We start from the raw sequence: 25150 nt of genomic DNA on the forward strand, positions 1-25150 counted from the left end.
AGATCAACATTTAAAAAATAAATGTTTTACAATTTTATTTATGTGAGGATTAGTAGAATTAAGTGTGGAGTTTATGTCAAGGGAAGTGAATGACAACAAAATAATCACTTACCGGTGCGGGTATTCATTTTATTAAACAGAATGACATATAATATTTTTTTCGATATGATCTAATAAAAACAAAACCCGCACTTGATATGTTCAATTATTCACTTTTCTTCAAAAAACAGCCAAAAAAGACCAAAAAGGCGGTGCGGGTCTAGTGCGGGTATGTGCGGGTATTGAGTGAAACCCGCACTTTATCCGCAATATCCGCACCGGACCCGCAATATCCGCACTGATTTTTTATGAAATACCCGCAAATAAGTGCGGGTTTCACTCAATACCCGCACATACCCGCACTAGACCCGCACCGTCATTCTAGCTGAATAGCATCAGTGATTATCTGATTTAGACGGGGCTTTAGCTTGTTCATCACATAAGCAAACAAATCCCGTGCTGCTCCATGTCTGCCGCCAGCAAACAAAGGCGTTGCGTAACGTGTGTTTGCCGAGATCCTTACGAACACATCCCCTTTGCGAACTGTCACCTTGAATCGTAAGCTCCTACTCAACAGCCCAGTCACATTGTGAGGGAGTTGAGCGTCTTGGAGCCTTGAAGCGTCTTGTGAAGCACCCGGACGATTAAGGACGAGGCGACACTCTTTTATGAATGTTGCTCCTACTGCCTTCAAAGCTCGCTTCTGACTGTCAGCATCCAGTGACAAGCCTTTATCAATCTGAATATCAATGCTCATGAACTGACCACCTGTGACAGTTTCAAAAGCATGTATCTGTTGTCCTGTTCGTAAGGCTCATAGGCGATGACTACGAATGATTGCTTTAGGATGCTTCGATCAGGTTGCCTGATCAGCCTATGACACTTCATCTTAGATGAAATGTTAGCGATCCAGCGCGTTTTTGCAGTGTGTGTGTACGCATTCTCTCCTAGCTGAACACCATTCAAAGTGACTGCTTCGGATGCGTTCCTAACATCAGCCCATTCAGAAAACATGATTGTTTCCTGTTGAACATTTGCCCCTTGATCATTGTCATAAACAAACTGTTGTTCAGTGAAATGTAATTTTGTTTGAAATTTATTCATGTATAACCCCTATCTAATTGCTTTTAAGTTCATCGGACAAGCGCCTCCCAATAGAACTCTTATAAATGTGTGTTTTATATACTATTTTATGATTTTATTATTGTTGAATGATTTTATTATTGTTGAAGAACAAAACTGTTAAATACGGAGGTATAAAAGGTTTTATTTCGCACATTAACAATGATGTATCTTTTGATCCTAAGATATTGATAGTCAGAACAGACTCATTTTGATGATCAGCAGGACCGCAAGCTTGCATGTTACAAACTGACGCTCCGCAAATAGCCTCTCCCCATTCTTTAATATCAACAGAATAACCTAGCCCCTCGCAAAACTGTTTTAGAAATGCTGTTGTTGATCCGCCGGTAAAAGTTAAACGTGATACTACTTGTGATCTTTGATCTTCAAATGAAGACGAATACGAAACACATTTATCAGGCAGTCCTAATGAGGCTTGCCATTCTGCAAGAAAGTTTGTTGTTGATGGATGCATATCATCCACCAAGTTTAAACCAGCATCATCAACATCCTTAAATTGTTTCATCATGCTATAAGCTAACTTATAGAAATTTGAATCTGATGATCTATCAAATGCTTTTCCGGGCGGTAATAGTTGAAGCCAAGCTTTAGCGTAATCATCTTGTGTATATGATTTCATTCAGTTCTCCTTATGAAAATGTGACATTACCAACTTCTGGAAGACCACCAACATCAAGTGTTATATCAGTTGTTGGACTTACAATTGTGAAATCAGAATTTTCTACTGTAGTTGTTATTGCTTGCGATATTTCAGCAAGCTTAATTGTTGTTCCTAGTGGTGTTCCGTTTGTATGAAACACTGTTTGAATGGCGTCTTTGACACTGTTTTGTGTTGCTGTTGATGCTGATGCCAATCCAGATATGGAGAAATCAATGTTATTTCTCACTGGAGACGTTATAATTTGTATTTCTGTATATGGTTTTGAAGCAAACATAGCATTGGCTACAGTTAACTGATCGCCTGTAGCTTGTGTTAATCTAGTCTCTTGAGAAGCAACACCATTTGTTCCTTGCGGATATCCTAGAAAACTATTTGACCTGTCAAACATCACATAGATTACACATTGCGTCCCAATCAACGGAGCATCAGGAACCCATGCGGCTGTTACGGATGGGACGGATAAAGCCCAATTTATATGTTCTTGCTTAGAATCACCTGTAGCTTGTGTTGAATAAGCTTCAATAACACGCACTTTATATAAATCATCATTCTCAACATCGGCCCCGTTTGTCATTGCATTTGTAAGGATAAGTGTTGAATCAACACCAGCAATAGGAGTTTGTAATGTTAGGGTTATATTGGCGTTTTGGTTTGCTTGAGAACCTGAATTTGTCGCAGTAATTCCTACGGAGTTCCCAACTAATACAAGATTATCAGTTGTATAAGTTTGCCCATCTTGAGCGATTAGGACGGATTGGGCCGGGATAGATACATTTTCTGTTCCGGTAAATGCTATTTGAGAGGATGCTGTTGAGCTTGATTTTCTACTAACACCTTTCAAAGTACCCCAATAGTCAAGGTAAATGTCAGTTGCCGTTGCTGGTGTTGCTTGAAGTGCTACTTTTTGTAGGAAAGCGTATTGCAACCACTGAACCTTAGCATTTGTTTGCGCTATGATTCTTGTTGGTGAGTTTGCAAGAGGAATCTGACCATTCGTTAAATTGTATGTGATTTCGTTTATGTTAGTTTGTAAAATGTCCTGATAAGTTGGGCTTAAAAACGCCATATCAAAATCTCCTAAAAATATCTTATAATATGATATTTAATGGTTGACGCATTAGGAGAAGATGCTAAGTTTGTTTTGTTCACAAGCGAAAGGGAACATGACATGAATCTTGAAGCACTTCTTAAAACTGTTAAGCCTGCACAAAACAAAGAAGTTTTGGCACAAACAGTTAATCCTTCCCGTATGTCCCCAACACAAAACTTTATTCAGGCTGTTGAAAGTCAGCTTGATCTTGTGAAGTGGGACATGAACCCGGAAGAAGGCGCAGAAGAACCTAAAGGCCGCCGTTGGTATCGTGTTTCTAACAACAAAGCTTCAACGTTCATTCGTTATTCAGTGAAGAAAATTAAGCTTCTTCCTAATCAGACGGATGAAACAGAAGCTCTCCTTGTTGGGAAAAACTACAGTGATTTGATCAAGTTCTATACAGGGCTTATTGCTGTTGCGAAGACAGGTGAGCTTGATGAAATCATCAACAAAACTGCATCTGAAATGATGGAACAGCGTTCAGCATCACGCGCCGCTAACAAAGCTGCCAAAGAGGCACAAGCTGAACTTCCTGTTGAAGAATAATCTTCTTCAAAAGATGAACAACAAAAAGGGAAGCAAATGCTTCCCTTTTTTTATGTCTTAGGTTCGTTTGGTAAAACAGTTGATGCTTTATCAGAACCGTTCGAAATGGCTATCAGCGCCTTTTGATAATCAATCCAATCTTGTGTTGGGACTTCTCCTAACAAGATGAAATTGTTCTGAACATATGTTCGTGCCGTCACTAAGGCTGTTGATGCCTGATCAGTAAGAGGCGGAACGTAAGCTGGCGCCGTGTAATCCACGATCTTGCCTTTGTTAACGCCTTTGCCGTTGGGGAGTCGGAATGTTGAATCATTCCATTGCGCTCCTGTAATCGCAATCATATCCGCTGCATCAGGCACATTTTCCAATGTGGACATATCGCCCGTATCATACCAACCAGTTACAATAGTTGGTTGTGTTGCTGTTGTGTCATAAGATGCGTAATATCTTGCTGGGTAGTCTGCTGTTGTTTTTGCCATTAAATCTCCTTAAAATTATTTTGTTCCAAAGGCTATTACTGTTATGTCTGATGTTGCTCCACCATTAATATGAACATAAAAACCATTATTCTGTAGAGAGTAAGGATGGATATTATTATCATTATCATCAACACATTGAACAACCACTGATTGAATTGCTCCAAATGCTTGTGGAAAAGTTATGAACTGTCTTTCAGTTACTTGTCCTACTGTAAATCCTTGTATCCTTGTTCCGTATGCTGCATTAAAAACGCGCGAATCACTTGTACCAAAATCAGAATTATATGTTGATTCTGATACATAATTGGAATTTACCCAATTAGTAGTAGCATAACCTTGCGAACCAACCCATGATTGAGTTGCTACGTTTTGGCCTTGCTGTTGAAGTGTAGCAATGATGTTTGTTGTTCCATTATATGAAGCTATCGTATTAGTGTACAATGTTCCTGCTGTTCCAACACTAACATCTCTACCAGATACAAAGCTACTCGCATTAGCAACCCCTCCAACTGTCAATGAACCGTCGGAATTGAATGAGGAATAGTGGTCTGAACCATTATTTGTATGGATTACAATATTACTATTATTAGTATCTTGGTAGATTGTAGAATCGCCACCATTATTAAATGATATAGTCTTTGTCCACAACCCTTGGAATGTAGGCGAAGAGGTGGTTAAAACTTGTTGATTTATGTTGTAATTAAAATTTGTAATTGTAACAAAATTTGAATTAGTCCAATCGGTAGTTGATAGATACGCTGTTGAATTTGATGATCCGTATTGAATTGCTGGCAATGATGATGTAGTCCAAATTATATTATCAATAATTTTATTGTCGCCACTTATATTAGAAGGAACAAAATGTTTCCCATCTATATCCGACACATCATAATAGAATGACCAGTTTCCACTATGTTCAGCACATAACTGATTTATTACAGTGTTATATCCAATTTGTGAAACTCCAGTTGTTTGATTATCATTTTGCTGGAAAACCAGTTTCCCCATTGAAGAATTATCAATTTGAACCATCACTCCTGACGCATCAGAAGCCCATCCCATGTAAACTTTGTTTGCGCCCATGTCGGCACCGCCGCCTTGCTGGACAGGTGTGAAGCCTACGGTAGCTGACAACGCCTTCTGATTTACATAATCAACAGTAGCTATCTGATCAGCAATCGTACCATCTGGATTTGATGTTGTTGGTATTCCTGACAATCCGGGAGAAACCAAAGGAGCAAAATTCTTGTCTAAGGCTTGCTTCATTTGTCCATCGTTTGCCGGATCAATAGACATTCCGTAACCAGTAACAACATTTGCTATCTCATTTTGTAAAGCATTCATTGTTGATGCTGGTATTGGTGTTCCGGCTGTTAAAGTTGTTGGGTCTTGATCAACAAACTTATTATTTGGTGTATCTACTAGTTTCATCCTTATTAATCCTCTTTCTAAATACTAAAGTATAATGTATTTAGAAAGAGGATTAATAAGGATGTCAGATACAACTACTGTAAAAGGAACTCCACTAAACAGAACTCCACCAACTGATGATGTAACTGTTTATGTAAACAATAGGCTTGTAACGAGGTTTGAATCAGTATCAATCAGCAAAGCTATTGATTTATGCCCTATGACTTTCAGCCTCGTTTATGGGATGAAGGATGGAGAGTCTGATAAATCAGTTCTGGATTTCATATCAAAGAAATCAAAAACAAATACCAATTCATCAGGACTTCTTATTAAAGGACAGAAAGTAGAAATATATCTGATGAAGCAGAAAGTTTTAACTGGATATATTGAAAATACAGTTGAAAGCTTTTCGCATGGCGGACACATTTTAAGTGTTTCTGGAAGGTCCATTGTAAGTCCTATTGTTGATTGTACAACTGATAAGCCTTCTGGATGGTCTCCTGATTCAACATCTAATTTATCTGATGTTGCAAATTATATGTTTGGTGGAAGAGGAATAAAAGTAATTGATAAAACTGATGGTTCAGTAAAATTTAAATTTGGTTTGATAGGTCAGATTGATTTAACTACGAAACCTTTCGATTATGTTTCAATGCTATGTCAATATGAAGGAAAACTTCTGTATGATGATGAATATGGAAGAATGGTAATTTCTGATGTTGCGGAGAAGAAAAGTCTTGAAGATTCAACGCATGATGTAAATGGAAATACATATCTTTATACTGACAAAGATGGCGTTCAAGTTTGGGATTCAACCAACAAAAAGATAAATTCTTTTAATGATGACATAGTAGCTAATTTGTTTGAGCGTATTGAATGGTTTCAAACAACAATGGGACGATATCGAAGCTATACAGTTTTGATTAATGCCTATGGTGGACCGGCTGGCGTTGATCAGTCTCTTGTAGCAGTCCCTTCGGTTTCTGATCCGTTTCCTAATGAACTTCCACCCGGAAAAACGCTCACAATAGTCTCTCAATCAGCATATCCAACTGATGGGGATGTTAATGGGATTGTAGAATTTCAAAAAGCACTACTTCAATACAATGCTAATAGAAATTGGGGAGCATCCCAAACATTATCCGTTACAGGGGTCGGTTCCGGTTGAGGGCGAGATGACACCCTAAGCGGCACCGTCCTTGGGCCAGAGGTATTCGCCGGTGAGCAGGATATGGGCCCATCCGAGCGGCGAGATATGGGCGAGAAGATGGTCGGGAGTATCGAGCCCTTCGCGGCGCCGGGCCTCAACGGCGTGTCCGAGATGCAGGGTGTTCCAATAGACGATGATGGCGGTTAGCAGGTTGAGGCCGGCGATCCGGTAATGCTGCCCCTCCGTCGTGCGGTCGCGGATTTCGCCCTGACGGCCGATGCGCAGGGCGTTTTTCAGCGCATGGTGTGCCTCGCCCTTGTTGAGGCCGACCTGCGCACGCCGCTGCATCCCGGCGTCGAGTATCCACTCGATGATAAACAGCGTCCGTTCGATCCGGCCGACCTCGCGCAGCGCGGCGGCGAGGTCGTTCTGACGCGGATAGGCGGCGAGCTTGCGCAAGATGCTGCTCGGCGCGACTTTCCCCGCGCTCATGGTGGCGGCGCAGCGGAACAGGTCGGGCCAGTTGGAAACGATCAGCGCATCACGAGCCTTGCCGCCCACCAGCGGGCGCAACTCGCTCGGCGTTGCGGCAGGGTCGAATACGTACAGTCGTTTGGACGGCAGGTCGCGGATGCGCAGCACGAGGCGATAGCCGAGCATGGCGCTGATCCCAAACAGATGATCGGTGAACCCGCCCGTGTCGGCATATTGCTCCTCGATCCGTCGCCCCGCCTCGTTCATCGTCAGTCCGTCGAGAAGATAGGGTGCTTCGCTGACCGTGGCCGGAATGGTCCGCGATGAAAACGGCGCGAAGCGGTCGTTGACGTGGGTATAGGCCTTGATGCCGGGATCGTTGCCGTAGCGGGCGTTGACCGTGTTCATGGCCTCGCCCTGCCGTGCAGCGGGGAAGAACTGACCATCTGCCGATGCAGTAGCACCGATGCCCCAGACCTGCGCCATCGGCAGCGCCCCTTGCGCCGCGACCACGTTGGCCAGCGCCTGATTGATCGCCTCGCTTTCGACGTGCCAGCGAGCGAGGCGGGAAAGTTGCCAATAGTCGTGGGTGTTGGACGCCTCTGCCATCTTGCGCAGGCCCAGGTTGAGACCCTCGGCGAGCAGGACATTGAGCAGGCCGATCGGGTCGTCGCATGGAATGCCGGTGCGTAGATGTGCAAAAACGTCGGTGAAACCAAGCGCCGTATCGACTTCGAGCAGCAGGTCGGTGATGCGGACGGGCGGCAGGCGGCGATACAGATCGAGTACCAAATCATCGATACCATCGGGCGCATCGGTGGTCAGACGTTCGATACGGAGCGTGCCATCCTCAATGCTGCCTTTCGGGATCGTCCCACTACGCGCGGCGAGACCGAGGCGAGAGAGGCCATCAGCGAGGCGCGCTTTGCGGTCGGCCAGCCAGACAAGCGGATCGAACGGCATGGCCAGCTTCGCAGCGTGCGCGGCTTCCATCGGGAGGAGGACGTGGCGGAGGTCGCCATAACGATACGACCGGTCGATCCAGAGATCACCCGAGCGAAGCGCGTCGCGCAGGTGGAACATGACCGCGACTTCCCGGAGGCGGGCATCATCATCGCCTTTCGCCCGCAGTTGCCGCCGCCATTTGGAATGCGGGCGCAGAAAATCGTCGGTCCCCGGAAGAGCGCCCTTGGTGGCGATCGCGGTCACAGCGTTCAGCAAGGGCCGGGCGACTGGCGCGGCTTTGAGGTCCAGACAGCGTAGCATGCGCGGGGCATAGCGGCGAAAACGGTGATACCCTTGATCGACATGGGCCAACGGATCGTCGCCGAGTGTGTTTGTCAGCGTCCTGGCCGTAGCAACGAGGCTGGTGAGCCGCTCCCATCCCGCCGCGCGCGCGACCGCATCCTCCAGCGATGCGCCGTCGCCATGTGCTTCGAGAAGCGATTGACCAAGCGCGGTGAAGCCGTTCAGGGTCTCGGCGGTAGCGCCTCTGGTTTCCACGATCCGCGCGTCATGCAGTTGCTTGGCTTCACGCCAGGTACGGCCAACGATCCGGTCATGTGTTTCGATCACTGCATCTGCGATCGCAGTCGCCCATTCGATGACACATACCGCGAGGATGGCACGGCGTCGATCGGCACTCAGATCGCGCAGGCCATCGGCGAAGTAGCGCTCGCCCTGACGACGTAACCGGGCGATACGATGTGGTGGGACGCCGGCAAGCAAACCGACATCGAGGTTCATCGCGCGCAGGAACTCGAGCCGATCGAGCAGCCGGTTCGCGGCGGCGGAATTGTTGCCGGGCTCTATCCGGCGGAGCCAGATGAAGCGGCTGATTGCACCGGGCAGCATCTCGGTCGTCAGCCGGTCGAGCCGGGCACCGGCAACGGGATCGATCCGGGCGGTGATCCGCTTCTCGATCTGGCGTTCGGCCGCAACAAGCGCGTCCGCGCAAAGCCGCTCGATTGTTGTGATCGCGGGCAGGATGGTCATCGTGCCACGGCAGCGGGCAATGAAACGCCGGGCGAGGTCGTCGTTCGATCGTGCCTGCTCGGCTTCGGTGAGAAGCCAATCCCGGAATGTTCTGGCATGCGGTCCCTGTCCGGGAAACATTCTGTATCCGTAGATACGACGCAGCGCTTCCATGTGCTGCTGGCGGGTCTGGCGCCGAACGGCATAGGAAGCCAGCGCGTCACCAGCTATGCCAAGCTGGGCGCCCAGAAATTCGGATACGACGTGAGGGATCAGTTCACCGGGAGCCAGGGTCCGACCTGGATAGCGCAATGCGCACAGTTGCAGGGCAAACCCGATCCGGTTCTCCGGTCGCCGCCGCCGGTCGATATGGATCAGGTCATCGTCTGCCAGAATGTAATGCTGCAGCAGCGCCGCTTCGTCGGTCGGCAGGTCGAGCAGGGCCGAGCGCTGTCGGGTACTCAGGATATGGCGTCTCGGCATGCGGACTTTATCCCACTTGAACAGAAGTCTGTTTTGGACAACATCGACCCCACGAAAATCAAGGCTTTTCGAGGCCGAAATCCAGAGGGGTTCAATTGGGACAGCGCGCCGCCATTTACGCCAGGGTCTCGACGGCCGACCAGTCGTGCGAGCGGCAGCTCCGCGACTTGGCCGGTTTTGCCGAACGAGGCGGCTATGAGGTGGTCGAGGTCTTCCGCGAAACCGCCTCGGGGATGAAGGCCAACCGTTCGGCACGCGGCGAAGTGATGAAACTAGCGCAGGCGCGCCACATCGATGCGATCCTCGTCACCGAACTCAGCCGCTGGGGGCGCTCGACGCAAGATTTGCTCGATACGCTAAACCGGCTGTCAGGCTGGCGGGTGTCGGTGGTGGCAATGAGCGGCATGACCTTCGAGGTAGATACGCCCCACGGGCGGATGATGGCGACGATGCTCGCCGGCATTGCCCAGTTCGAGCGCGACATGCTCAGCGAGCGGGTCCGTTCCGGCCTTGCCGCAGCACGGGCGCGGGGCCGCAAGCTCGGGCGGCAGGTCGGCGATCGCCCCAAGTCCGACCGCCTCGCTTCTAAAGTGTTGGTGCTTATTGAGGAAGGCCGCAGCTACCGATGGATCGCCCGCGACCTGGGGCTCAGCAAAAACACTGTCGCCGCGATCGTCGGCCGAGCGCGGATGAGCACAGCTTCCGATAACGGAACAGTGGGTGAGGCATTTCCTGGCATTTGACTCCACCGAAAGGGCAGGAAGCGCCCAATAGCGGACAATCCGAGGGCATAGGGGTGACCAAAGGTTGTTTACCGGTTAGGTGAGAGCGCTAATGGCGATCGGAAGTCGATCAGCCTTCAGGAGAGTATGTGTGCTTTTTCACACCATGGTCGGATCGAACGACATTGAACGGTCCAAGCGCTTCTACGACACGGTGCTCAGCACCTTGGGTGCAGGGGAAGGGAAGCGGAACATCGCCGACAGCGGCCATACACGTCTGATCTACAATAACGGCAACGGAACCAACTTCATCGTCAGCCAGCCGATCAACGACGAACCGGCAAGTGTCGCCAACGGCAGCACCGTCGCGTTTTCCTGCGACTCGCCCGAGCAGGTGAAGCAGCTTCACGATACCGCTGTTGCTGCTGGCGGAACCTCGATCGAAGCTCCGCCCGGACCGCGCGAAACTGCCTCCATGGGCACCATCGAACTGGCCTATTTCCGTGACCCTGACGGCAACAAACTGTGCGGAATTCATTTTCCTGCCTGATACGTTCGGCACAGGGCCGCTTCTGATCCTAGCGGCCCTCGGTCATGCGATCCCGCGAATGTCCGCTCTCCACCAAACCGGGCCATTCGTTAAGGGTGTCATTTCGCCCTCAGCCGGAACCAACCCCAACATCACCTATATCATCACCACTTTTCTTAATTGGTTGCGGATTAGGAGTATGTATATCAGCATCAATAGGATTTGCATTAGGTGGAGTCATATACATGCTAATATTTTCAGGAGTTACTAAATGAATTTTTTACAAAAAGCATTAAACTTAAAAACAAAAGTAATAATACCAGAAAGCCCGATTACAACAGGATTTCCATTTCTAATGACATCTGGACTTTCTGCTACAGGAATAACTGTTAATTACAGAACTGCTTTACAACACAATACCGTTTATACATGTGTAAGAACACTAACTTCTGATATCGCTAAGATACCATTGCGAATTGAAAAGTTTGTTAATGGTGGATGGGAACAAGATAATGATCATCCAATAGCAAGCCTATTAAACGAACCAAACCAAAGAATGGTAATATTTGAACTTCTGGAGCAAATAGTATTTTCTGTTTTATGTACAGGAGACTCTTTTGTTGTTGTCATAAGAGATAATGACGGAAAACCTATTGCGTTGATTCCTATTAAACCGGGTAGTGCTTCTGTTATCTTGGATTCATCTGATGGTGAGCTTTATTATAAAGTCACAGAAGATCAACTGATCCCATATAAAACATCAGTTTCATCTGAATCAGGCCCATCAAGAACCATCTACCATTCTGACATGATTAGAACGCGCAACCTGTCATTTGACGGTGGCATATACGGGCAAAGCATCATTGCGATTGTCAGTGAAGTTTTTGGGTTGGCGCTTGCTACACAAGAGGCAGCGGCAAGGGCTTATAAGAATGGCGCCCACATCAACGGGTATTTCACATCAGATGGTTCAATGGGCCGTGAGCGTGGAGAACTGAACAAGGAAGAATTGAGCCGCGCCATTTCATCCGTGGTTAATGCTGGTCAGACTGGCATTATTGACGGTCTTTCATGGGTTCCAATGGAACGCAACATTGAAGACCTTCAATTGATTGAAGCAAGAAAGCAGATAGATTTAGAACTGGCTCAAATGTTCAGAATACCAGTTTATAAACTTGGTATGTCAGACGGCGAAAAAGCCGCAAACATAGCTGAACAAGAACAGTCTTATATATCAAACACACTTATTCAATATACAAAACCATTAGAACAACACATGGATAGAGTTCTTCTAACATCAATTGAAAAGAAGTTTTATAGAATACGTTTCGATTTCAGTAAGCAATCAGAACCGGATGAAAAGGTAAGAGGGGATTATTACAAGAACGCCGTTACTAATGGCTGGATGACCCCTAATGAAATTAGAAAAAGAGAAGAATTACCACCATCAGAACAAGACGGTGCTGATGATTTGCGCTTCCCACTCAATACCGGAGTTATTGGAGAAAACGACCCTAAAGATTATGACGGAGTAAAGAATGAAAATTAAACATTTAAATGTAAAGGAGTTTGCAAACTTAGAAAAAGACCAAAGAGAAGACGTTCTCGTTACTAAAGACGTTTCTATAAACTTAGAAGACGTTGATACAGAAAGCAGAACAGCAACATTTATTATAACTACCGGAACACCGGATACATCAGATGATGTTGTTGTTCCTGATGGTGTTAATTTCGAATTTTTCGATAGAAACCCTGTTGTTCTTTGGCAGCATAACAGGGATGAACTGCCTTTAGGTAAGTGCATATCTCACAAACAGATAAGCAATGGGCATATTGCAACTGTTCAATTTGCAACAGCGGACATGAATCCTAAGTCTGAACAGGTATTTAGACTTATTAAAGAAGGTTTCTTATCTGCGGTATCAGTAGGATTCATACCTACTGATTTAGAGCCTAATTCTTATGGCGGATATACAATCAATAATTGCGCTCTTTTTGAGTTCTCGATTGTTACAGTGCCAGCAAATCCTGAATGTTTAATTGCTGATGATAAACCATCCGATAAAAAGCAAAACGGCAAATTATTAAAAAATAAGATGCTCATAAAATTATATAAATAAAAATATGTGAAACCAAAAAGAGGTAATATATGAATACAAAAATTGAGGAACTACTATCAAGAAAGGCAATTCTTGTAAAAGAAGTAGAAGATAAAATTGATTCTTATGATATTGATTCAGAAGATGCTGAAACTGTTGAGCAAGAAATTGACGATAAGACAGAAGAAGTAAAATCTATTGATCTTAAAATTGAAAAGATCAAGAAGCTTGAAGACATTAAAAGATTCAACAAAGAATTAAAAGCTAAAGAAGCCGTAGAAAGTTCAACTGATGAAGATGATTCAGAATAAAAGGACGAGGATGAAATTTTAGAGGAAAAAACAAAATATATGAACTCATTCAATATCAACAAAGGTATTTCTAGCTTAAACCTTCCAAAAGGTTCAGAAGGCATTACAAAAGAAATTATCAAGACATTATCTTCTAATTATGGTGCTGATCACGCATCTCACATGATTAGAAATGAAGCAGGTAGCAAAAGTGCTGCTGATATGATTGTTAAAAACGCACTTACAACTGCACAACCAACTGTATCACCTGATGTAAGAAATGAAACTATTGCTCTTTTGACTGCTGATTGCGCAGTTCGTAAAGTGGCAAAAACTGTTTCTATGCCATATAACAATCTTACCTATCCAAGAATGAGACTTGGTTCTTCCGCATCATGGGTTGGTGAAGGGTCAAACTATGTTCCATCAGCACAAGATTTCGACACTATCAACTTCACTGGTAAGAAACTTACAGGCTTCACTTACACAACTCTTGAATTTAACAACTTCTCTTTGAGTGATGCTGTTGCTCACGTCGTATCTGATTTACAAAATCAGGTTGCTCTTGCTGAAGATCGTACATTCATTATGGGTTCAACTGCTGGCGCATTAGCACCATCATATTCCCTAATTGGTAATGCTGGAACAAACCTAACATCAACTGGCACTGATTCTGTTGCTATTGCTGCTGATTTAGCAAACATCAAATCTTCACTTCAAACTAAGTTTGTTAATATTTCTAGAGGTGTTGTTTTCGGTTCTCCTGCAATTTTCAACTCCCTTGAAAACCTTCAAACTTCTTACGGTGTATATCCTTTCCGTGAAGAAATCAGAATGGGGAAGCTAAACGGCTTTACAATTGCTTCAACTGCACAGATTCCAACTGATGTTGATACTTCTGCTGCTAAAGATGGTTCTGCTAAGAACGGATCACCTTTGATTTTCGTTGCTCCACAACACTTAATCATTGCTGATGCTATGACATATGACATTCGTTCAACTGATGTTGGTTCTTGGAACGATAACGGAACCGTTATGAACGCATTCTCACAAGATTTGATTGCGTACAAACTAGCTAACTGGGTTGATTTCGGTGTTGAGCATGATGCTGCTGTAGCAGTTCTAAACACTGTAGGATGGACCACAATGAATGTTGATGGTGCTTATCAATATGTTGCTCCTGCTCAAACTGGCGGTAACTCTGCTTCCGCTTCAAAAGGCAAAGGCGCATAAGTTACAAAGTAACTACATACAAAAAGCCCTTACGGAGAAATTCGTAAGGGCTTTTTTTATCAAAACGCTATACAAACGTATAGAAAGCTCTTATATGTGAAGGTGCTGAATGGCGTCAGAGACCATCCAGCCTATCTGATGAATAGAAAACAAAGTGCGTAACAGGAGAGACGTCAATGGGCGGGGCAACCACACAAATCAATCTGAGAATTGATACCAACTTAAAGGAGGATACTTATGAAACACTAAAACAACTTGGAACTACACCATCAGATGTAATCAGAGACTTCTTTGAATACATCACACGGGAAAAGAAAATCCCGTTTAAGCGTCATGTAGTGTCCAATGAAGATCTGGAACTGCTGGCAATTGCTAAAGAACGTCTGCGAACCATGAAAGACACAGACGTAGTAAGAGGTTTAACGCCGGATGAACTATTCTCTCAACATCCTTCAAATCGCGCAGGATGAGTATTTTAAACTTGAGCGACGAGAAGCAGACCAACTTAGGAAGAAGCTGAACAAGCTTCTTGAAAACCCTCATATCAAAGCTAACAAGCTTAGAGATATGCCCAACTGCTACAAGATTAAACTTAGAGCCGCAGGGATAAGAGGCGTCTATCAGGTAAATGACCAAACAGTCACTGTTCTTCTTGTAGCAGTTGGCAAAAGAGAAGATTCAGAAGTTTACGATAAAGCTAAACAAAGAATCTGACTAAGAGGGGGGCAAGTTGCCCCCCTTTTATGATATACTGGTTATAACACCATCAACAACAGTTACGGTTTTACCATCACTCGTTGTGAATGATCCTGAAAAGGATGATTTAGTAGCATACCCTTGTGATTGGACATAAGATGTTGTGGCTATATTATTTGAGTTATCACTTGTGCTTGGAGTTACAACAGTAGTTTCTCCTTGAGCCGCAAATCCACCACTCATAAGTGTTGAGCCAGAAATTTCAACATTCCCAGTAATAGCTAAATTACCGGAACCATCTGTTGTGATTTTACCTGCATCTGATGATAGTTTATTTGCAATTTCTAATGATGCACCAGTTGAAATATCATTTGAATATTGAGTGAATGAAAGTGCTGGTGTTGTATTCCATTTTTCTTCATCAGGAGAAGTATACAATCCTAATATTGCTGGATTTGTTGATGACGTATTAACAAGAGAAGTGGAGAATTTAAAATATAAGTTTCCAATATCTTTGTTTATCCACTGAAATCCTGCTGATCCATATTCAGCACTTGCAGCATAGAACCCTGAATAAAGCATATTTTCAGATACATTATTTGTAAAACCTTCAATTGAAGAGTATACTCCATTATCATTAGATAATGTTAATGCAGGAGTTTGATTTTCTTTTCCATGTATAATTAAAGCTTTAGCTGCATTTCTAGCTGAAAACCCTAATGATACGGTATCACCATATTGATTTTCTAGCTTACAAAATAAAGAGTCAAGTCCACCATCAGAAGCAGTGTATATTGTAGGAATTGTAGAAGTTGTACCAACTTTTAATGGGAAATAATTAGATCCGTTTGCCGGTGTGTAACCTAAAGCAGAATCAATATTATCACTTGTTACATTAGCATCTGACCCCGGATTACCTTGAGGACCAGTTGCTCCTTGTAATGAGCTTAACCATTCAGATTCCGTTCCTGAATAACCATTAGCAACCGCTACCTGATAAGCGTTATCCCCTTGAGGGCCTTGTATCCCTTGGATGCCTTGCGCCCCTGTAGGTCCGGCTGGTCCTGTATCACCTTGTGCCCCTTTAGGCCCTGTAGCGCCATCCTTGCCTGTTAGAGAGGCTATCCAAGACGCCGCATCCCCAGAGTATCCATTCGCAACGGCAATATCATAAGCGGATGCTCCTTGAGGCGCTTCAAATTCTGTCCAATTGGCTGAATCTGAATTAGGCGCACTTGTGGAAACGAACGAGACGCTTCCTGAATAGATGAATAGGGAATTTATTGAGGGGAAGTCAGAGGATTCCGCCCAAACATAATCCCCTTCTGAATATGTCGTACCGGATACCCATTTCCCTTTTGGATTAAGTCCTGTTCCAGAAGCCCCCTGTTCGCCTTTTGTTTCTGCTGGTCCGGCAGGCCCTGTATCACCTTGTTTCCCTGTTGGTCCAATCGGGCCAGTTGCTCCTTGTGGTCCTGCTGGCCCCTCTAATCCTTGATTTCCCTGTATGCCTTGTGGGCCGGTGGCTCCTGCTGGTCCTTGTGTACCTATTGGACCAGGTACTCCTTGAATACCCGTTGAGCCTTGTGGACCAATCGGTCCTTGTGCGCCTTGCGCTCCTGTAGGACCAGTTGGACCCATTACAATTGGTGGATTTGTACTTATTATTGTTGAATCAATTATGTATAGATTTAATTTCTGTTTTAATGTATTTCCACTGTCATCAGAAACAACAACATCAATGATATATGTTGTTTGATCATCACCGCCAGATACATAAAAATAAACTATTGTGCCTGAATATGATATTTGTGAAATTGTCAAATCAATTGACGATACATTACAGGACGTTATATTTGTTATGGCGTTTCTAAAATCAACCGAATAACTTAATGTGTTAGTAGAGTATTTTGGTTTTAATTCTAGAATCTGATCAAAATCATTGTAATTTCTTGGTATTGTTAAAAGTCTCATTCATTTCCCCTAGTTAGTTTGGTGCTGATGTAGCTGATCCCTTATCTGTTGTTGTGTGAGTATGAGTATGAACGCTTGTTCCTTGCGCTTTCATATCACCATCTGATGTTATGCTTCCTTTCACATGAAGGTTTCCATTTATCGTAACGTCTTTATCAATTTGAACATTTCCAGTTATATCTATATTCCCATCAGTAATGGTCATCTGGATATCGTCACCGATAAAAACACTTATTGTTTTCTGACCTGTTATGTTGATAATTTGATTCTGCTTTAAAGATATGCTTTGCCCTTGATAATCATGCAAAGCTACTTCACCAGCAATTAAATCTTGTGGTTGGTATCTATCATCATGAGTTCCAATGATTGCATTATTTGTGTTTGATCCAGACATTCCAAGAATGATTGATCGTGAACCGGCAAGAGGAACAGAACAAAAGCCATAATGCTGAATGTGTGGATGGTTTTGTATAACCATATTAGAGAAACTGGAATTTTGAGTTACATATATCTTTTGTGTAGGATCAAACTTTGTGTGAGTTATTGTTGTTCCTGACTTGATAATTTGAATAACTTGATTCTGTAAATTTCTAATATGATCTCCTGATAAATGAGAATAATTATATTCACTACTCATTTTGATGGGTTCTCCTTTGCGTTTGCTGGTGGCTTATCTTGGATGTTCAATCTTTGGTTTTTATCTGTTGATGTTGTGCTTTTTCCATCATTGGTAGAATCTTCTGGAATACTGACGCTATCAACACCAGCAATCATAGGAGTTATGACTATAGGTTCTGGTATTAGTGCTTCTCTTCTGATGAAGATTAAATCCGTATTTTTTCCTGTATTTCTTGATTCATAAAAGTTAACTGATTGAACTACAAAATCACCTTGTATTTTTGGGTTTGTCAGGTTGAAGCCAAAACACTCATTTGGCTTCCAAACTTTATTTGTTATTGGGTTAATGTATCCGGTAGCTGTAAGGGGTTGGTTCCGGCTGAGGGCGAAATGACACCCTTAACGAATGGCCCGGTTTGGTGGAGAGCGGACATTCGCGGGATCGCATGACCGAGGGCCGCTAGGATCAGAAGCGGCCCTGTGCCGAACGTATCAGGCAGGAAAATGAATTCCGCACAGTTTGTTGCCGTCAGGGTCACGGAAATAGGCCAGTTCGATGGTGCCCATGGAGGCAGTTTCGCGCGGTCCGGGCGGAGCTTCGATCGAGGTTCCGCCAGCAGCAACAGCGGTATCGTGAAGCTGCTTCACCTGCTCGGGCGAGTCGCAGGAAAACGCGACGGTGCTGCCGTTGGCGACACTTGCCGGTTCGTCGTTGATCGGCTGGCTGACGATGAAGTTGGTTCCGTTGCCGTTATTGTAGATCAGACGTGTATGGCCGCTGTCGGCGATGTTCCGCTTCCCTTCCCCTGCACCCAAGGTGCTGAGCACCGTGTCGTAGAAGCGCTTGGACCGTTCAATGTCGTTCGATCCGACCATGGTGTGAAAAAGCACACATACTCTCCTGAAGGCTGATCGACTTCCGATCGCCATTAGCGCTCTCACCTAACCGGTAAACAACCTTTGGTCACCCCTATGCCCTCGGATTGTCCGCTATTGGGCGCTTCCTGCCCTTTCGGTGGAGTCAAATGCCAGGAAATGCCTCACCCACTGTTCCGTTATCGGAAGCTGTGCTCATCCGCGCTCGGCCGACGATCGCGGCGACAGTGTTTTTGCTGAGCCCCAGGTCGCGGGCGATCCATCGGTAGCTGCGGCCTTCCTCAATAAGCACCAACACTTTAGAAGCGAGGCGGTCGGACTTGGGGCGATCGCCGACCTGCCGCCCGAGCTTGCGGCCCCGCGCCCGTGCTGCGGCAAGGCCGGAACGGACCCGCTCGCTGAGCATGTCGCGCTCGAACTGGGCAATGCCGGCGAGCATCGTCGCCATCATCCGCCCGTGGGGCGTATCTACCTCGAAGGTCATGCCGCTCATTGCCACCACCGACACCCGCCAGCCTGACAGCCGGTTTAGCGTATCGAGCAAATCTTGCGTCGAGCGCCCCCAGCGGCTGAGTTCGGTGACGAGGATCGCATCGATGTGGCGCGCCTGCGCTAGTTTCATCACTTCGCCGCGTGCCGAACGGTTGGCCTTCATCCCCGAGGCGGTTTCGCGGAAGACCTCGACCACCTCATAGCCGCCTCGTTCGGCAAAACCGGCCAAGTCGCGGAGCTGCCGCTCGCACGACTGGTCGGCCGTCGAGACCCTGGCGTAAATGGCGGCGCGCTGTCCCAATTGAACCCCTCTGGATTTCGGCCTCGAAAAGCCTTGATTTTCGTGGGGTCGATGTTGTCCAAAACAGACTTCTGTTCAAGTGGGATAAAGTCCGCATGCCGAGACGCCATATCCTGAGTACCCGACAGCGCTCGGCCCTGCTCGACCTGCCGACCGACGAAGCGGCGCTGCTGCAGCATTACATTCTGGCAGACGATGACCTGATCCATATCGACCGGCGGCGGCGACCGGAGAACCGGATCGGGTTTGCCCTGCAACTGTGCGCATTGCGCTATCCAGGTCGGACCCTGGCTCCCGGTGAACTGATCCCTCACGTCGTATCCGAATTTCTGGGCGCCCAGCTTGGCATAGCTGGTGACGCGCTGGCTTCCTATGCCGTTCGGCGCCAGACCCGCCAGCAGCACATGGAAGCGCTGCGTCGTATCTACGGATACAGAATGTTTCCCGGACAGGGACCGCATGCCAGAACATTCCGGGATTGGCTTCTCACCGAAGCCGAGCAGGCACGATCGAACGACGACCTCGCCCGGCGTTTCATTGCCCGCTGCCGTGGCACGATGACCATCCTGCCCGCGATCACAACAATCGAGCGGCTTTGCGCGGACGCGCTTGTTGCGGCCGAACGCCAGATCGAGAAGCGGATCACCGCCCGGATCGATCCCGTTGCCGGTGCCCGGCTCGACCGGCTGACGACCGAGATGCTGCCCGGTGCAATCAGCCGCTTCATCTGGCTCCGCCGGATAGAGCCCGGCAACAATTCCGCCGCCGCGAACCGGCTGCTCGATCGGCTCGAGTTCCTGCGCGCGATGAACCTCGATGTCGGTTTGCTTGCCGGCGTCCCACCACATCGTATCGCCCGGTTACGTCGTCAGGGCGAGCGCTACTTCGCCGATGGCCTGCGCGATCTGAGTGCCGATCGACGCCGTGCCATCCTCGCGGTATGTGTCATCGAATGGGCGACTGCGATCGCAGATGCAGTGATCGAAACACATGACCGGATCGTTGGCCGTACCTGGCGTGAAGCCAAGCAACTGCATGACGCGCGGATCGTGGAAACCAGAGGCGCTACCGCCGAGACCCTGAACGGCTTCACCGCGCTTGGTCAATCGCTTCTCGAAGCACATGGCGACGGCGCATCGCTGGAGGATGCGGTCGCGCGCGCGGCGGGATGGGAGCGGCTCACCAGCCTCGTTGCTACGGCCAGGACGCTGACAAACACACTCGGCGACGATCCGTTGGCCCATGTCGATCAAGGGTATCACCGTTTTCGCCGCTATGCCCCGCGCATGCTACGCTGTCTGGACCTCAAAGCCGCGCCAGTCGCCCGGCCCTTGCTGAACGCTGTGACCGCGATCGCCACCAAGGGCGCTCTTCCGGGGACCGACGATTTTCTGCGCCCGCATTCCAAATGGCGGCGGCAACTGCGGGCGAAAGGCGATGATGATGCCCGCCTCCGGGAAGTCGCGGTCATGTTCCACCTGCGCGACGCGCTTCGCTCGGGTGATCTCTGGATCGACCGGTCGTATCGTTATGGCGACCTCCGCCACGTCCTCCTCCCGATGGAAGCCGCGCACGCTGCGAAGCTGGCCATGCCGTTCGATCCGCTTGTCTGGCTGGCCGACCGCAAAGCGCGCCTCGCTGATGGCCTCTCTCGCCTCGGTCTCGCCGCGCGTAGTGGGACGATCCCGAAAGGCAGCATTGAGGATGGCACGCTCCGTATCGAACGTCTGACCACCGATGCGCCCGATGGTATCGATGATTTGGTACTCGATCTGTATCGCCGCCTGCCGCCCGTCCGCATCACCGACCTGCTGCTCGAAGTCGATACGGCGCTTGGTTTCACCGACGTTTTTGCACATCTACGCACCGGCATTCCATGCGACGACCCGATCGGCCTGCTCAATGTCCTGCTCGCCGAGGGTCTCAACCTGGGCCTGCGCAAGATGGCAGAGGCGTCCAACACCCACGACTATTGGCAACTTTCCCGCCTCGCTCGCTGGCACGTCGAAAGCGAGGCGATCAATCAGGCGCTGGCCAACGTGGTCGCGGCGCAAGGGGCGCTGCCGATGGCGCAGGTCTGGGGCATCGGTGCTACTGCATCGGCAGATGGTCAGTTCTTCCCCGCTGCACGGCAGGGCGAGGCCATGAACACGGTCAACGCCCGCTACGGCAACGATCCCGGCATCAAGGCCTATACCCACGTCAACGACCGCTTCGCGCCGTTTTCATCGCGGACCATTCCGGCCACGGTCAGCGAAGCACCCTATCTTCTCGACGGACTGACGATGAACGAGGCGGGGCGACGGATCGAGGAGCAATATGCCGACACGGGCGGGTTCACCGATCATCTGTTTGGGATCAGCGCCATGCTCGGCTATCGCCTCGTGCTGCGCATCCGCGACCTGCCGTCCAAACGACTGTACGTATTCGACCCTGCCGCAACGCCGAGCGAGTTGCGCCCGCTGGTGGGCGGCAAGGCTCGTGATGCGCTGATCGTTTCCAACTGGCCCGACCTGTTCCGCTGCGCCGCCACCATGAGCGCGGGGAAAGTCGCGCCGAGCAGCATCTTGCGCAAGCTCGCCGCCTATCCGCGTCAGAACGACCTCGCCGCCGCGCTGCGCGAGGTCGGCCGGATCGAACGGACGCTGTTTATCATCGAGTGGATACTCGACGCCGGGATGCAGCGGCGTGCGCAGGTCGGCCTCAACAAGGGCGAGGCACACCATGCGCTGAAAAACGCCCTGCGCATCGGCCGTCAGGGCGAAATCCGCGACCGCACGACGGAGGGGCAGCATTACCGGATCGCCGGCCTCAACCTGCTAACCGCCATCATCGTCTATTGGAACACCCTGCATCTCGGACACGCCGTTGAGGCCCGGCGCCGCGAAGGGCTCGATACTCCCGACCATCTTCTCGCCCATATCTCGCCGCTCGGATGGGCCCATATCCTGCTCACCGGCGAATACCTCTGGCCCAAGGACGGTGCCGCTTAGGGTGTCATCTCGCCCTCAACCGGAACCGACCCCATGTTGTCAAAATACCTGCTAATATCTGTTCTTTCATTTTATATATGCTCCTTTGTTATTTCATTGTCCCAGAAATGCTTTTATGATTTCTACGGCAACTGGTAGTATTGTTTTTAGTAAGTTAGCTTGCGGATCAATAAGATCAATTATTGGAAATATAACTAAGTTAGCCAATCCGATTAGAACAGCCGCGCCAGTTATAGCTAGTTTTGTGTACTCTTGTATTTTGTCCATTTCTTCCTCTTAAATGATCTCCTTTGTTAATTATTCTCCTTGTAACTTTGCATGTGATGCATCAACTAGAGCATCTATAGTTTTCCATTCGTCTGATGTTGGAACTCTATCTTCTTTGAAAATTGCAATTAGCTTTTCAAGAATTGATATTAATGTTGGTAGGTCAGATACAACCGCTGTTATTACTGAAATTACTTGCGGTAAGATTGCTACAATGTTCATTTTATATCTCCTTCTTTTATAATGTTTTCTTTAATTAGGTATGCTTGAAAAGCTGCTAATGCTGTTGTCAAAGCAACTTTATCTGTTGTTGCTACTGAATCACCTTTTTCAACTGACGTTCTTATTTTAACTAGTGAAGCGTAAACTTGAGCATCATATGCTTTTATTTGGGCTGTTACGTTTGTATCCGGCGCACCAAAATCACCATCAACATATTGACTAGCTGCCGTTTCAAGAACGGTAAGTGATGATTCTGCGGTATATACTGTTTGTTGAGTTGTTTTTTCAGAACATGCAGCAACACCAAAACTTAGCACTGCAAACAAAACTGCAAGTGTCATATATCTGAATTTCATTGAAATCCCCTTATCATGTTATTATCTTTTTTATTTATATTCTAAATAAACTTATGATTTAACTATGAGGTTATTTAAATGGAGAAAACAGATTTAATAAAGAAGAGTGATGTAAGAAGTGCATTATGGGATTACTGGTACCCATTAGTATTTGAAGGTACAGAAACAGAAGCGAAAGATTCTGCTTCATTTGAAGCGTTCATAATCCTTCAAGAGCATATGAAGCTTGCTATTGATGCGATTGATGCTGATGGAATCTTATATGAAAGCACTGATGCAGCAGGGAAATTGCTTAAGAAAAGTAATCCGGCTCACAAAATAATGGCTGATACTTCAAGAATGTTGATTGCTTATTATAATAGATATGGACTGTCAGAATGGGACAGAAAAAATAACAGAAAGAAATTTGATATGGAAAAAGATGATGGGGATAGTGATGATTTCGGAGATATTAGATAAAGCAACAAATTTCATTACATCTGTTGAAGGTTGCAAATTAGAGCCTTACCAAGATTCAGGAGGCGTTTGGACTTGTGGAGTGGGATTCACTTATTTTCAAGGAAAGCCCGTAACTGAATCTTACCCATCAAATTTAACAATTGAAGAATGTCATTCTGAACTTGAGAAGAATGTATCAGAAATATATCAGGATATATGTTCACTTGTAAAAGTTGATATGTCTGATGATCAATATGTTTCTTTATGCTCATTCGTTTATAACATTGGAATTTATGCTTTTGAGCATAGCACTATGTTAAAACTCATAAATGAGAACAAGTTAAGTTCAGCATCAGAGCAATTTATTTTATGGAATCATGTTAATGGTGTTGTATGCAATGGATTAACAAACAGAAGAAGAAAGGAACAATCATTGTTTAATGGCGATAACGAATAAAAATACAGGACATTGGGAAACAGATTTTACAGAAGACCAGATTAAAGAATCAGCAGGTTTCGTTTATTTGATTACAAACAAATCTACCGGACAAAAATATGTTGGTAGAAAATATGTTTGGTCACGAAGAACAATCAAAGTTCCTGACCGGAAAAATAAGAAACATCTTCTTCAAGAAGCTGATTGGCGTTCCTATTCAGGATCATCCAAGGATTTAACAAATTGGATTAAGGCTTCTGGAAAGGCCGATTTCAATTTTGAAATCCTCTCAATCCACAAAACACGCTCAGAAACAAACTTTGCTGAATTACAGGAGCAGGTTGATAGGAGAGTTTTATCAGCTATCAATGATAATGGTGAATTTGAGTATTTGAATAAAAATATACTAGGTCGGTTTTTTAGAAAGAGATAAATAAAAATGGGGATGGTTAGTTTCTACTCCTTTATAACCATCCCCACTTATTTCCAGATGATATGATAAAACCCCGTTAGAATTTGCTAACGGGGTTTTTTGTATCTAATGTATATTGGTACCATAGAGTAAGTTCGTCTAGTGGTAGGTTGAATAATGAATATGGATCATTATAGGCTTTATTAGGCCAATCCAATATTTGAGTAAGTCGCATAATGATTGTTCGGAAATGCCTGATCTTTTGTATGCTTTTATCTTCGGTGATCAGGCTATGTGTTTCCCCACCCATCCCGCCATTGCTAAAACTGCATAGGATGGAAACGCATCAATATCAGATTTCTTATCAACATTCTGTACACACAATTTAGCAAGTTTAACTGATGCTGCTAATGACTTTGTTTGATTGTCACCTAACATATCAGGATGTGCCATCAATTCTGAATATGATGGGTATCTCATATCAAAGTGATCATATGTTGTTCCGTTAATTTCAAATGGAACAACATCAACTGTTGTTTTAGCAAACTCATCTTGATATTCTTTTAGTATTTTTTCTTGTTCTGTCATTTGTTTCTCCTTGTTTATGACCTACAAAAGTATTTAACAGTTTTGTTCTTCAACAATAATAAAATCATTCAACAATAATAAAATCATAAAATAGTATATAAAACACACATTTATAAGAGTTCTATTGGGAGGCGCTTGTCCGATGAACTTAAAAGC

General features: G+C 46.2%; 28 protein-coding genes. 14 read left to right on the forward strand and 14 right to left on the reverse strand.

Annotated elements, in window-relative coordinates:
• Positions 1–415: 415 nt before the first annotated feature.
• From ABDK74_RS15370 to ABDK74_RS15385, 4 genes are all read right to left on the reverse strand, one after another.
• Positions 416–796 (reverse strand): hypothetical protein, encoded by a 381-nt coding sequence (locus ABDK74_RS15370; protein WP_346004520.1) that lies wholly within the window; start codon positions 794–796, stop codon positions 416–418.
• Positions 793–1143: a hypothetical protein gene (locus ABDK74_RS15375; RefSeq protein WP_346004521.1), complete on the reverse strand. Its 351-nt coding sequence runs from the start codon at positions 1141–1143 to the stop codon at positions 793–795. The genes ABDK74_RS15370 and ABDK74_RS15375 overlap by 4 nt, the downstream gene beginning before the upstream one ends.
• Positions 1144–1240: 97 nt before the next feature.
• Positions 1241–1801, reverse strand: a complete 561-nt coding sequence (locus ABDK74_RS15380) for a putative phage tail protein (protein ID WP_346004522.1) — start codon at positions 1799–1801, stop codon at positions 1241–1243.
• Positions 1802–1811: 10 nt separating this feature from the next.
• Positions 1812–2909 carry a baseplate J/gp47 family protein gene (locus ABDK74_RS15385; protein WP_346004523.1) on the reverse strand — a complete coding sequence of 366 codons (1098 nt, stop codon included), beginning with the start codon at positions 2907–2909 and terminating at the stop codon, positions 1812–1814.
• A gap of 39 nt (positions 2910–2948) precedes the next feature.
• Between ABDK74_RS15385 and ABDK74_RS15390 the strand changes: the two genes are divergently transcribed.
• Positions 2949–3482 carry a hypothetical protein gene (locus tag ABDK74_RS15390; protein ID WP_346004524.1) on the forward strand — a complete coding sequence of 178 codons (534 nt, stop codon included), beginning with the start codon at positions 2949–2951 and terminating at the stop codon, positions 3480–3482.
• 50 nt (positions 3483–3532) lie between these two features.
• Here the strand turns inward: ABDK74_RS15390 and ABDK74_RS15395 are convergent, their stop codons facing one another.
• Both ABDK74_RS15395 and ABDK74_RS15400 read right to left on the reverse strand, forming a co-directional pair.
• Positions 3533–3961 (reverse strand): hypothetical protein, encoded by a 429-nt coding sequence (locus tag ABDK74_RS15395; RefSeq protein ID WP_346004525.1) that lies wholly within the window; start codon positions 3959–3961, stop codon positions 3533–3535.
• Between the two features lie 15 nt (positions 3962–3976).
• Entirely contained in the window at positions 3977–5392 is a 1416-nt protein-coding gene (locus ABDK74_RS15400; RefSeq protein ID WP_346004526.1) for a hypothetical protein, read from the reverse strand.
• Positions 5393–5453: 61 nt separating this feature from the next.
• Between ABDK74_RS15400 and ABDK74_RS15405 the strand changes: the two genes are divergently transcribed.
• A complete protein-coding gene (locus tag ABDK74_RS15405) occupies positions 5454–6539 on the forward strand; it encodes a phage baseplate assembly protein (protein ID WP_346004527.1) in 1086 nt (361 codons plus the stop codon).
• Positions 6540–6554: 15 nt separating this feature from the next.
• Here the strand turns inward: ABDK74_RS15405 and ABDK74_RS15410 are convergent, their stop codons facing one another.
• A complete protein-coding gene (locus ABDK74_RS15410) occupies positions 6555–9452 on the reverse strand; it encodes a Tn3 family transposase (RefSeq protein WP_346004528.1) in 2898 nt (965 codons plus the stop codon).
• A gap of 95 nt (positions 9453–9547) precedes the next feature.
• Between ABDK74_RS15410 and ABDK74_RS15415 the strand changes: the two genes are divergently transcribed.
• The 8 genes from ABDK74_RS15415 to ABDK74_RS15450 all read left to right on the forward strand — a co-directional run bounded on the left by ABDK74_RS15415 (position 9548) and on the right by ABDK74_RS15450 (position 15039).
• Complete coding sequence (locus ABDK74_RS15415) at positions 9548–10195, forward strand: recombinase family protein (RefSeq protein ID WP_346004529.1); 648 nt, start codon at positions 9548–9550, stop codon at positions 10193–10195.
• A 130-nt stretch (positions 10196–10325) separates the two neighbouring features.
• Complete coding sequence (locus ABDK74_RS15420) at positions 10326–10724, forward strand: VOC family protein (protein WP_346004530.1); 399 nt, start codon at positions 10326–10328, stop codon at positions 10722–10724.
• A gap of 250 nt (positions 10725–10974) precedes the next feature.
• A complete protein-coding gene (locus tag ABDK74_RS15425; RefSeq protein ID WP_346004531.1) occupies positions 10975–12252 on the forward strand; it encodes a phage portal protein in 1278 nt (425 codons plus the stop codon).
• Positions 12242–12823: an HK97 family phage prohead protease gene (locus tag ABDK74_RS15430; protein WP_346004532.1), complete on the forward strand. Its 582-nt coding sequence runs from the start codon at positions 12242–12244 to the stop codon at positions 12821–12823. The genes ABDK74_RS15425 and ABDK74_RS15430 overlap by 11 nt, the downstream gene beginning before the upstream one ends.
• 29 nt (positions 12824–12852) lie before the next feature.
• Complete coding sequence (locus tag ABDK74_RS15435; protein ID WP_346004533.1) at positions 12853–13113, forward strand: hypothetical protein; 261 nt, start codon at positions 12853–12855, stop codon at positions 13111–13113.
• A gap of 39 nt (positions 13114–13152) precedes the next feature.
• On the forward strand, positions 13153–14325 hold the full coding sequence (locus ABDK74_RS15440) for a phage major capsid protein (RefSeq protein ID WP_346004534.1): 1173 nt from the start codon (positions 13153–13155) through the stop codon (positions 14323–14325).
• Between the two features lie 176 nt (positions 14326–14501).
• A complete protein-coding gene (locus ABDK74_RS15445; protein WP_346004535.1) occupies positions 14502–14795 on the forward strand; it encodes a type II toxin-antitoxin system RelB/DinJ family antitoxin in 294 nt (97 codons plus the stop codon).
• Positions 14755–15039, forward strand: a complete 285-nt coding sequence (locus tag ABDK74_RS15450; RefSeq protein WP_346004536.1) for a type II toxin-antitoxin system RelE/ParE family toxin — start codon at positions 14755–14757, stop codon at positions 15037–15039. Before ABDK74_RS15445 ends, ABDK74_RS15450 begins: the two co-directional genes overlap by 41 nt.
• Before the next feature lie 27 nt (positions 15040–15066).
• On the opposite strand, the gene ABDK74_RS15455 is transcribed toward ABDK74_RS15450, so the two are convergent.
• The 4 genes from ABDK74_RS15455 to ABDK74_RS15470 form a co-directional block, all read right to left on the reverse strand.
• A complete protein-coding gene (locus ABDK74_RS15455; protein ID WP_346004537.1) occupies positions 15067–16995 on the reverse strand; it encodes a hypothetical protein in 1929 nt (642 codons plus the stop codon).
• A gap of 13 nt (positions 16996–17008) precedes the next feature.
• Positions 17009–17632 carry a phage baseplate assembly protein V gene (locus ABDK74_RS15460; protein ID WP_346004538.1) on the reverse strand — a complete coding sequence of 208 codons (624 nt, stop codon included), beginning with the start codon at positions 17630–17632 and terminating at the stop codon, positions 17009–17011.
• 473 nt (positions 17633–18105) lie between these two features.
• Positions 18106–18504: a VOC family protein gene (locus tag ABDK74_RS15465; protein ID WP_346004530.1), complete on the reverse strand. Its 399-nt coding sequence runs from the start codon at positions 18502–18504 to the stop codon at positions 18106–18108.
• Positions 18505–18634: 130 nt separating this feature from the next.
• On the reverse strand, positions 18635–19282 hold the full coding sequence (locus ABDK74_RS15470) for a recombinase family protein (protein ID WP_346004529.1): 648 nt from the start codon (positions 19280–19282) through the stop codon (positions 18635–18637).
• Between the two features lie 95 nt (positions 19283–19377).
• Between ABDK74_RS15470 and ABDK74_RS15475 the strand changes: the two genes are divergently transcribed.
• A complete protein-coding gene (locus ABDK74_RS15475) occupies positions 19378–22275 on the forward strand; it encodes a Tn3 family transposase (protein ID WP_346004528.1) in 2898 nt (965 codons plus the stop codon).
• A 297-nt stretch (positions 22276–22572) separates the two neighbouring features.
• Here the strand turns inward: ABDK74_RS15475 and ABDK74_RS15480 are convergent, their stop codons facing one another.
• The gene (locus tag ABDK74_RS15480) at positions 22573–22764 is read right to left on the reverse strand and encodes a hypothetical protein (RefSeq protein WP_346004539.1); all 192 of its coding nucleotides are present in this window, start codon (positions 22762–22764) and stop codon (positions 22573–22575) included.
• Entirely contained in the window at positions 22761–23105 is a 345-nt protein-coding gene (locus ABDK74_RS15485; protein WP_346004540.1) for a hypothetical protein, read from the reverse strand. Before ABDK74_RS15485 ends, ABDK74_RS15480 begins: the two co-directional genes overlap by 4 nt.
• A gap of 93 nt (positions 23106–23198) precedes the next feature.
• Here ABDK74_RS15485 and ABDK74_RS15490 point away from each other — a divergent pair, with 93 nt between their 5' ends.
• The 3 genes from ABDK74_RS15490 to ABDK74_RS15500 are packed head-to-tail and all read left to right on the forward strand — an operon-like array spanning position 23199 to position 24427.
• The gene (locus tag ABDK74_RS15490; RefSeq protein ID WP_346004541.1) at positions 23199–23579 is read left to right on the forward strand and encodes a P27 family phage terminase small subunit; all 381 of its coding nucleotides are present in this window, start codon (positions 23199–23201) and stop codon (positions 23577–23579) included.
• Complete coding sequence (locus ABDK74_RS15495; RefSeq protein ID WP_346004544.1) at positions 23557–24015, forward strand: lysozyme; 459 nt, start codon at positions 23557–23559, stop codon at positions 24013–24015. Before ABDK74_RS15490 ends, ABDK74_RS15495 begins: the two co-directional genes overlap by 23 nt.
• Positions 23999–24427 (forward strand): hypothetical protein, encoded by a 429-nt coding sequence (locus ABDK74_RS15500; protein ID WP_346004542.1) that lies wholly within the window; start codon positions 23999–24001, stop codon positions 24425–24427. Before ABDK74_RS15495 ends, ABDK74_RS15500 begins: the two co-directional genes overlap by 17 nt.
• Before the next feature lie 264 nt (positions 24428–24691).
• Here ABDK74_RS15500 and ABDK74_RS15505 read toward each other — a convergent pair whose 3' ends face one another.
• Entirely contained in the window at positions 24692–24994 is a 303-nt protein-coding gene (locus ABDK74_RS15505) for a hypothetical protein (RefSeq protein ID WP_346004543.1), read from the reverse strand.
• Between the last annotated feature and the right edge of the window lie 156 nt (positions 24995–25150).

This window comes from Gluconobacter sp. OJB (genome assembly GCF_039638275.1).
GTDB classification, from domain to species: domain Bacteria; phylum Pseudomonadota; class Alphaproteobacteria; order Acetobacterales; family Acetobacteraceae; genus Gluconobacter; species Gluconobacter cerevisiae.

What these genes read in the sequence shown, in the direction of transcription:
- ABDK74_RS15380 (WP_346004522.1), bottom strand. Translation starts at nt 1,801, where the DNA reads ATGAAATCATATACACAAGATGATTACGCTAAAGCTTGGCTTCAACTA.
- ABDK74_RS15400 (WP_346004526.1), bottom strand. Translation starts at nt 5,392, where the DNA reads ATGAAACTAGTAGATACACCAAATAATAAGTTTGTTGATCAAGACCCA.
- ABDK74_RS15450 (WP_346004536.1), top strand. Translation starts at nt 14,755, where the DNA reads ATGAACTATTCTCTCAACATCCTTCAAATCGCGCAGGATGAGTATTTT.
- ABDK74_RS15495 (WP_346004544.1), top strand. Translation starts at nt 23,557, where the DNA reads ATGATTTCGGAGATATTAGATAAAGCAACAAATTTCATTACATCTGTT.
- ABDK74_RS15475 (WP_346004528.1), top strand. Translation starts at nt 19,378, where the DNA reads ATGCCGAGACGCCATATCCTGAGTACCCGACAGCGCTCGGCCCTGCTC.
- ABDK74_RS15425 (WP_346004531.1), top strand. Translation starts at nt 10,975, where the DNA reads ATGAATTTTTTACAAAAAGCATTAAACTTAAAAACAAAAGTAATAATA.
- ABDK74_RS15410 (WP_346004528.1), bottom strand. Translation starts at nt 9,452, where the DNA reads ATGCCGAGACGCCATATCCTGAGTACCCGACAGCGCTCGGCCCTGCTC.
- ABDK74_RS15455 (WP_346004537.1), bottom strand. Translation starts at nt 16,995, where the DNA reads ATGAGACTTTTAACAATACCAAGAAATTACAATGATTTTGATCAGATT.
- ABDK74_RS15435 (WP_346004533.1), top strand. Translation starts at nt 12,853, where the DNA reads ATGAATACAAAAATTGAGGAACTACTATCAAGAAAGGCAATTCTTGTA.
- ABDK74_RS15500 (WP_346004542.1), top strand. Translation starts at nt 23,999, where the DNA reads ATGGCGATAACGAATAAAAATACAGGACATTGGGAAACAGATTTTACA.
- ABDK74_RS15485 (WP_346004540.1), bottom strand. Translation starts at nt 23,105, where the DNA reads ATGACACTTGCAGTTTTGTTTGCAGTGCTAAGTTTTGGTGTTGCTGCA.
- ABDK74_RS15385 (WP_346004523.1), bottom strand. Translation starts at nt 2,909, where the DNA reads ATGGCGTTTTTAAGCCCAACTTATCAGGACATTTTACAAACTAACATA.
- ABDK74_RS15505 (WP_346004543.1), bottom strand. Translation starts at nt 24,994, where the DNA reads ATGACAGAACAAGAAAAAATACTAAAAGAATATCAAGATGAGTTTGCT.
- ABDK74_RS15375 (WP_346004521.1), bottom strand. Translation starts at nt 1,143, where the DNA reads ATGAATAAATTTCAAACAAAATTACATTTCACTGAACAACAGTTTGTT.
- ABDK74_RS15490 (WP_346004541.1), top strand. Translation starts at nt 23,199, where the DNA reads ATGGAGAAAACAGATTTAATAAAGAAGAGTGATGTAAGAAGTGCATTA.
- ABDK74_RS15460 (WP_346004538.1), bottom strand. Translation starts at nt 17,632, where the DNA reads ATGAGTAGTGAATATAATTATTCTCATTTATCAGGAGATCATATTAGA.
- ABDK74_RS15430 (WP_346004532.1), top strand. Translation starts at nt 12,242, where the DNA reads ATGAAAATTAAACATTTAAATGTAAAGGAGTTTGCAAACTTAGAAAAA.
- ABDK74_RS15405 (WP_346004527.1), top strand. Translation starts at nt 5,454, where the DNA reads ATGTCAGATACAACTACTGTAAAAGGAACTCCACTAAACAGAACTCCA.
- ABDK74_RS15480 (WP_346004539.1), bottom strand. Translation starts at nt 22,764, where the DNA reads ATGAACATTGTAGCAATCTTACCGCAAGTAATTTCAGTAATAACAGCG.
- ABDK74_RS15370 (WP_346004520.1), bottom strand. Translation starts at nt 796, where the DNA reads ATGAGCATTGATATTCAGATTGATAAAGGCTTGTCACTGGATGCTGAC.
- ABDK74_RS15440 (WP_346004534.1), top strand. Translation starts at nt 13,153, where the DNA reads ATGAACTCATTCAATATCAACAAAGGTATTTCTAGCTTAAACCTTCCA.
- ABDK74_RS15445 (WP_346004535.1), top strand. Translation starts at nt 14,502, where the DNA reads ATGGGCGGGGCAACCACACAAATCAATCTGAGAATTGATACCAACTTA.
- ABDK74_RS15390 (WP_346004524.1), top strand. Translation starts at nt 2,949, where the DNA reads ATGGTTGACGCATTAGGAGAAGATGCTAAGTTTGTTTTGTTCACAAGC.
- ABDK74_RS15395 (WP_346004525.1), bottom strand. Translation starts at nt 3,961, where the DNA reads ATGGCAAAAACAACAGCAGACTACCCAGCAAGATATTACGCATCTTAT.